The organism is Pedobacter jejuensis, assembly GCF_003725795.1.
Lineage (GTDB): Bacteria > Bacteroidota > Bacteroidia > Sphingobacteriales > Sphingobacteriaceae > Pedobacter > Pedobacter jejuensis.
The window spans coordinates 21476-28552 of sequence record NZ_RBEE01000028.1 but is presented as its reverse complement, the minus strand read 5'-3'; the positions used below and the strand labels follow the sequence as shown (position 1 = coordinate 28552).

Genomic DNA, 7077 nt, shown 5'->3' with positions numbered 1-7077 from the left:
ATCAGTTCCAAGCCTTGATTTATTCATTTCTCTAGAAGTTTTTAATTGTATTCATGAACTCGCTGAAAAGTTCGGTTTTGTTTTTTCACCATTGTCTATTTTTTTTGGTGTTCAAGCTAGCTCCGCTGGTCTTTTCATCAAGGAAAAGAAAAAAGCCCGTCCGGCCAGGACAAAAAATACCAAATTAAAAATCTACATAACCTTAACAGCAAGAAAGATGCTGAAATGAATTCAGCATGACGAAAGCCTATAAGCCACCCTAAATTCCCACCCCACTAAGCCTTACCACTCCATCTCCGTTATACTATAATCCGGCCTAACAAATTTTTCGGGATGCAATAGCTAAGCCAAACTACTGACTTTAATAGAAAAATTTTCAGCCGGCAATTTTGTTTCTTTTGTTGTCAAAAGAAAAAAGCCCGTCCGGCCAGGACAAAAAAGAAAGAGCAAATAGATTACTTAGCACTTGGTAATCAAGTAACGCCTTATTTATGCTTTAAACTTCTTCATAAAAGCATTAACACTCTCCTCCAAATCCCCATTCTCAATCGCTTTAACGAAAGCCGTTCCGATAATTCCTCCATTAGCATAAGTACAAGCCTTATCAAAAGTCTGCTTATCGCTAATTCCAAAGCCAATCATGGTCGGGTTTTTCAAGTTCATATCTTTAATTCTGCCGAAATAAGTTTCGGTAGTATCTCCCACTTCAAGGTTTTTACCTGTTGTAGCCGAAGAAGATAGCAAGTAAATAAAACCATTGGTTAGTCCATCAATTTTATGGATACGTTCTACAGCCGTTTGAGGTGTAATTAAAAACACATTGCTTAAATTATGTTCCTCGAAGTATCCTTTGTAGAATTCTTCGTATTCAACCATCGGCAAATCCGGAACAATGCAGCCATCAACGCCAACTTCGGCACAGGCTTTACAGAAATTCTCTACTCCGAATTGCAAAACAGGATTCACATAACCCATCAATAAAACTGGAATGGTAACGTTTTTGCGCAAATCTTTTAATTGCTCAAAAAGCAGGTTCAGCGTCATACCTTGGTCTAGCGACTGCTTACTACTTGCCTGAATTACAGGCCCATCGGCTACAGGGTCAGAATACGGAAACCCGATTTCCAACATATCAGCCCCAGATTTCTCTAATGCCTCTGCAATTTTAATTGTATCGCCAGTATTTGGATAACCAGCTGTATAATAGATTGATAATATATTTTTCTTCTCTTGGAAGAGTTGTTTGATTCTGTTCATTGTTTTCAGCTTTCCGTCATTGCGAGGTACGAAGCAATCTATTAAAAAACCTCCAAAGAGATTGCTTCGTGCCTCGCAACGACGACTTATCTTTATAAATTAAAATATTTAATGTAGGTGTCTAAGTCTTTATCGCCTCTGCCTGATAAACAAATCACTACATTTTCGCCGCCTTTAAATTCCATTTTTTCTAAATAAGCCAAGGCATGTGCGCTTTCGATAGCAGGAATAATTCCCTCTAGTTGAGTGAGCAATAAACCTGCATCAAGGCTTTCTTCATCAGTAATGGAAACATATTGCCCGCGACCGGTTTTAAATAAGTGCGCATGTTGCGGACCGATCCCCGGGTAATCCAATCCAGCCGAAACCGAATGTGGTTCTACCACTTGTCCGTCTGGCGTTTGCATTAAAATACTTCTGCTACCATGTAAAACACCTTCTTTGCCAAGGTAAGTTGTGGCAGCAGAAAACCCACTCGAAACGCCTTTTCCAGCAGCTTCAACGGCAATAAGTTTCACATTTTCATCATCCATAAAATGATAAAACATACCCATTGCATTACTTCCGCCACCTACACAAGCCAAAACATAATCGGGCTGGTCATTTCCGGTTTGCGTTATCAATTGCTTTTTGGTTTCTTCTGAAATAATGGACTGAAAGATTGCTACCATATCAGGATATGGATGCGGTCCTACCACAGAACCAATGATGTAGTGTGTATCAACAGGATTGTTAATCCAGTCACGCATGGCCTCGTTGGTTGCATCTTTTAAGGTTTTACTACCCGAACTTGCAGGAACCACTTTTGCACCAAGCATTTTCATGCGGGCAACGTTTGGTGCTTGTCGCTCAATATCCACTTCACCCATGTAAATCACACACTCCAGGTTTCGCAAAGCACAAACCGTAGCCGTAGCCACACCATGCTGACCAGCACCAGTTTCGGCAATAATTCTTTTCTTGCCAAGCTTTTCGGCAAGTAGGATTTGCCCAATAGTATTGTTGATTTTATGAGCACCAGTATGGTTCAAATCTTCTCTTTTGAGAAAAATATTTGCTCCATATCTTTCTGATAACCTTTTCGCTAAATATAACGGCGAAGGACGACCTACATAATCTTTCATTAACTGATGAAATTCCTTTTGAAAATCGGCATCATCAATAATCTTTAAATAATTTTGACGCAACTCTTCTACGTTTGGATAAAGCATCTCTGGGATGTACGCTCCACCAAAATCTCCGTAATATCCTTTTTCGTTTACTTTGTATTTCATATCTTTTTTATCAATTCGTCGGTTGAAACCGACGACAATGAATTTTATTATATTACCCATGATTAAAATCATGGGCTATTTTTTATATACTATCCCGTTGGTTGAAACCAACGACAATGAATTTTATTATATTACTCATGATTGAAATCATGGGCTATTTTTATATACTATCCGTCGGTTGAAACCGACGGCAATGAATCCTCAAATCCACAATTATTATCTTTCATCTATTCCTCCTTGCATTTCCAGTCCTGCTAGACCTTGTCGAAAATCTTAACTCTAAGCGGTAAAAACATTTTCAATATAGAACTCATGCATAAACGGTCGTCATGCTGAATTTAATTCAGCATCTTTCATGCTAAGCCGCCTTTAATTAAGACCCTGAAACAAGTTCAGGGTGACGGCCGTTCAGGTAAAGCGGTCGACAAATACCATCTTTCAACGACAACTTAACCTCCTAACCCTTTTACAAACTCCTTAATCTTCTCCACATCCTTTAAACCAGGTTCAATTTCAAACCTGCTGTTAATATCCAACGCATACAACCGAGAATCATCTATTCCAGAAATCGCTGTTGCATGTTCTAAATCAATTCCACCACTTAAAAAATAAGGCTTATTGAGTGTATAATTTTCTAAAATTTTCCAATCGAAAGTTTTCCCTGAACCTCCATGTGATTTAGTTTTCGTATCAAATAAAAAGTAATCAACCACAGTTGCATAATCATTCAATATCGAAAATTCAAAATCCTCATCCACACCGAAAGCCTTAATCACTTCTAAACCATTATATGCCGATTTCAATTCGCTACAATATGCTACACTTTCATTCCCATGTAATTGAACAGCTTTTAACTGATAAAGATTTACTTTTTTCTTAACTATTTCCAAATCCTCATCTACAAAAACACCAACCGTTTTAATTTCTGCAGGGATGTATTTAATTAATTCGGCAGATACATCACTAATGAACCGTGGCGATTTTTCGTAGAAAATAAAGCCCAAATAGTCAGGATGCAAGGCTGCAACGGCTGCAATATTTGCTGCCAAACGCATTCCGCATACTTTTAATTTCAAACTGTTCATTATGCAACTAATTTCTTAAAACTCTCTACAGCTTTTTTGCTCATTAAAGATTCTTCAGCTTCGTAAAAGCAATCTGCAAAACTTGCAGTTGGTTTAATTGTTTTAATGGCTAAAGCAGAATTGCACAGCACCACATTATTTTGCACATCTGTAGCATCGCCATTTAACACATCCATAAATATTTTGGCTGATGATTCTATCGTGTCGCCGCCTTTAATATCTGATGTTGAAACCTTCTCAAAACCCATATCATTTAAGGTTAAAATACTCTCGCCTTTGTTGTTAAATGTTTTCACATCGCATGTCAAAGAGATTTCATCATAACCTTCCAAGGCATGCACAATGGTATAATTTTTAGTCGTATCCTGATATAGATAATTGTATAAGCGAGCCAGTTCTAAACTAAAAACACCAACCATTTGGTATTTAGGTTGCGAAGGATTTACCATCGGACCCAACATATTGAAAAAGGTTTTAATACCCAAATCTTTCCGAATTGGGGCCACAATTTTCATCGCAGGATTAAATAATGGCGCATGTAAAAAACAAATGCCTGCTGCATCTAAATTGTTTTTTAAAGTGTCCTGGTTGTTGGTAAAATTATAGCCTAAATATTCCATCACATTGGATGAACCACAACCCGAAGACACGCCATAATTACCATGTTTAGCCACTTTATGACCCGCACCAGCAACCACGAACGATGAAAGCGTTGAAATATTGAAAGTATCTTTTCCATCGCCACCTGTACCGCAAAGGTCAATCAATTCGTAATCAGCAAAATCTGTTTTGATACCTAAATCCAACATCGCATCGCGGAAACCTTTTAATTCATCAACCGTAATATTCCGCATGGCATAGGCGGTAATAAAAGCTGCAATTTGCGATGAATTAAACTCACCTTGCGTAATTGAAATGAGGATATTTTTGGCTTCTTCCCTACTGAAACTTTTATTTTCGAATAAATGATTTAATATTTTTTTCATGTTAATTTTTTATTTTAACCACAGATGAACACAGATAGACACAGATTTTTTTCATGCTGATTAATCATCTGTGTTCATCCTTTCCATCTTTAGTTTAACCGTGGACAGACACAGATTTTTCCATGTTTTTTAATCATCTGTGTTCATCCTTTCCATCTGTGGCTAACAATTTGCTCAATGTTAAAAAATGCAAATAAAAAAAGGATTGCTTTTTGGGCAATCCTTTTCATCGTTTATAAAATATTTTAAAATATATAACAATAGAATTTGCCTAACGAATTTCGTTATGCCACCACCAATTGTTATTTAAGTTTTTAATTATCATGTTTGTATAGAACAAATATTAATATAATTTTTATAATTCCAAAATCTTTCTAAATTATATGGCTTTCTTTAAAAGAAAAGTACAGTTTAATGATGATTTGGGTTTCGGCTCCGCTCCCGTTCTCAAAAATCAGCGTGTTTTAAATACAGACGGCACACCAAATATAGAACGTGTAGGTTTACCCTGGTTTAAATTTGATGATACTTATACCCGACTCGTTACCATGAGTTGGCCGAGGTTTTTTCTCGTTATTTTAATTGCCTACCTTATTGTGAACACACTTTTTGCCGCTGCGTACAATATAGTTGGTATAGAGAATTTAAATGGTGCAAATGGCACAACCATCCGCGACCAGTTTTTTGATGCTTTTTTCTTTTCTGCTCAAACCATTTCTACCGTTGGCTACGGACATATCTCTCCGCAAGGTTTTATTACCAGTATTCTGGCCGCTTTCGAAAGTATGCTGGGTTTGTTGGCTTTTGCTTTAGCAACCGGTTTGTTGTATGGCCGTTTCAGCCGACCAACATCTAAAGTCTCGTTTAGTAAGAAAATGGTTATTGCACCTTATCAAAACCAAAAAGCATTGATGTTTCGTATGGTTAATTTGCGAAAAAACTCTTTGATTGATGTTGAAGTACAAATGGTAATGAGTTTCAATGAAACTGATAATGGCAAATTGAAAAGAAGTTTTTACCCATTGGAACTCGAACGCAGTAAAATTAGCGTACTTTCCTTAAACTGGACATTGGTGCATCCGATTAACGAAGATAGTCCGATTTTTAATAAAACTTTAGATGATTTGAAAGCTGCTGAGGTTGAAATCTTTGTAATTATAAAAGCTTTTGATGATACTTTTTCGCAAACCATTCACACAAGAACGAGCTATCAAGATGAAGATATTGAAATGGATGCAAAATTTAAAATGATGCATTATCATAACGAGGTTGGAAAAACAGTTTTGGATTATAGTTTATTCGACAAAACCGAAAAAGTGGTTGGGGATTGAGTTTTACGAGTTAATGGTAGGAGTATTGACAAACTCTTTCTATTCTGATATCAATTTATAAACTCTTCGAAGATTTTTCAATAAACTCCACAATATCTTTATACAAATCATTACTGCCAAAAATCATCTGACTAATCATTGGCACATGGCTTTTGCCTTTGATTTCTTTCATCTCTACAGGAACGTTATTGGCTTTTAACTTTTCATACAATCGAGGTGTTTGAATACGAATAGCACCGTAAGTTTTACCTCCATAAAAAAGCAAATGTGAATTTTTAATGTCGTTTACATAATTCAATGGCGATGCCAATTTCCAAACTTCAGGTTTATTGGTAAACGTTCTGAGGAAATCAAAATAGAAATCATCTTTCTCTGCTGTGGTTAAATATTCATGCATATCTAATCCAAAAGGGTCGTTTAAAATCATTCCCTTAATTGGGTTGTTTATCCCTGCATGTTTAAAATATTTTGGGTCGGCATTGATAAGCTCTCCCAAATGCGCACCGGCAGAATGTCCCATCACAAAAATTTTATTCCCACTAGCGGTATAGTTTGATATGTTCTCCTGAACCCATTTTACAGCTAAAGCACAATCATCGGCCATTTTTTCGTATTGCGCATTTGGTGCCAAAGGATAATTTATAATGACGGTTACCACACCTTTACGGGCAAAATTTCTACCCAACCACCAGTAAGTTTCCTTCTTGCCGCTACTCCAGGAACCACCATGAATAAAGATAAGCACAGGTTTATCCTTTATATCATCATTCTTGTAAAAAATATTCAACGTATTTGCTACATCAGCATTGCCAGCATAATTAATGTTTTTTGCTGTTTTTACTTGTGCCGATGAAATAATGGTTTGAAACAAGAGCATTATTAAAACTAAATTTTTAAGCATAAAAGATTTTTTCTTTTCATTTTCAACAGTAAACAAACGAAATTGCTGGAATAATGGATTTATTATGGATAATGGATTTATTATGGATGAGGGTAGATGGAAGATGGATGTAAAATTGATAAAATTTATTATGGAAGACGGATAATGGGTCAAAATGCCGCCCTGACTTTCGATGGAACTTTCTCTTCCATTTCCCCTCTTCCATCCACCATCTTCCATTTCCCATCTTACATCTTATATCTC

The 7077-nt window shown here is 36.5% G+C and carries 7 protein-coding genes; 2 read left to right on the top strand and 5 right to left on the bottom strand.

Translation table 11 applies throughout. The features are described from left to right. The coding region (locus D7004_RS20845) for a hypothetical protein (RefSeq protein WP_208646849.1) at positions 1–229 on the top strand (229 nt) is incomplete at its 5' end. Positions 230–489: 260 nt separating this feature from the next. Here D7004_RS20845 and trpA read toward each other — a convergent pair. The 4 genes from trpA to trpD form a co-directional block, all read right to left on the bottom strand. Further along, complete coding sequence (gene trpA / locus D7004_RS14025; protein WP_123206493.1) at positions 490–1257, bottom strand: tryptophan synthase subunit alpha; 768 nt, start codon at positions 1255–1257, stop codon at positions 490–492. A gap of 92 nt (positions 1258–1349) precedes the next feature. Next, entirely contained in the window at positions 1350–2531 is a 1182-nt protein-coding gene (gene trpB, locus D7004_RS14020) for a tryptophan synthase subunit beta (RefSeq protein WP_123206494.1), read from the bottom strand. Between the two features lie 449 nt (positions 2532–2980). Next, on the bottom strand, positions 2981–3616 hold the full coding sequence (locus tag D7004_RS14015; protein WP_123206492.1) for a phosphoribosylanthranilate isomerase: 636 nt from the start codon (positions 3614–3616) through the stop codon (positions 2981–2983). After that, a complete protein-coding gene (gene trpD, locus D7004_RS14010) occupies positions 3616–4602 on the bottom strand; it encodes an anthranilate phosphoribosyltransferase (RefSeq protein WP_123206491.1) in 987 nt (328 codons plus the stop codon). Before trpD ends, D7004_RS14015 begins: the two co-directional genes overlap by 1 nt. Before the next feature lie 383 nt (positions 4603–4985). On the opposite strand from trpD, the gene D7004_RS14005 reads away from it, so the two are divergent. Next, the gene (locus D7004_RS14005; RefSeq protein ID WP_123206490.1) at positions 4986–5933 is read left to right on the top strand and encodes an ion channel; all 948 of its coding nucleotides are present in this window, start codon (positions 4986–4988) and stop codon (positions 5931–5933) included. A 55-nt stretch (positions 5934–5988) separates the two neighbouring features. Here the strand turns inward: D7004_RS14005 and D7004_RS14000 are convergent, their stop codons facing one another. After that, the gene (locus tag D7004_RS14000; RefSeq protein WP_244214340.1) at positions 5989–7053 is read right to left on the bottom strand and encodes an alpha/beta hydrolase; all 1065 of its coding nucleotides are present in this window, start codon (positions 7051–7053) and stop codon (positions 5989–5991) included. Positions 7054–7077 lie beyond the last annotated feature (24 nt).

Coding starts and splice junctions, on each gene's coding strand:
- D7004_RS14005 (WP_123206490.1), top strand. CDS start 4,986: ATGGCTTTCTTTAAAAGAAAAGTACAGTTTAATGATGATTTGGGTTTC.
- trpB (WP_123206494.1), bottom strand. CDS start 2,531: ATGAAATACAAAGTAAACGAAAAAGGATATTACGGAGATTTTGGTGGA.
- D7004_RS14015 (WP_123206492.1), bottom strand. CDS start 3,616: ATGAACAGTTTGAAATTAAAAGTATGCGGAATGCGTTTGGCAGCAAAT.
- trpA (WP_123206493.1), bottom strand. CDS start 1,257: ATGAACAGAATCAAACAACTCTTCCAAGAGAAGAAAAATATATTATCA.
- D7004_RS14000 (WP_244214340.1), bottom strand. CDS start 7,053: ATGGAAGATGGTGGATGGAAGAGGGGAAATGGAAGAGAAAGTTCCATC.
- trpD (WP_123206491.1), bottom strand. CDS start 4,602: ATGAAAAAAATATTAAATCATTTATTCGAAAATAAAAGTTTCAGTAGG.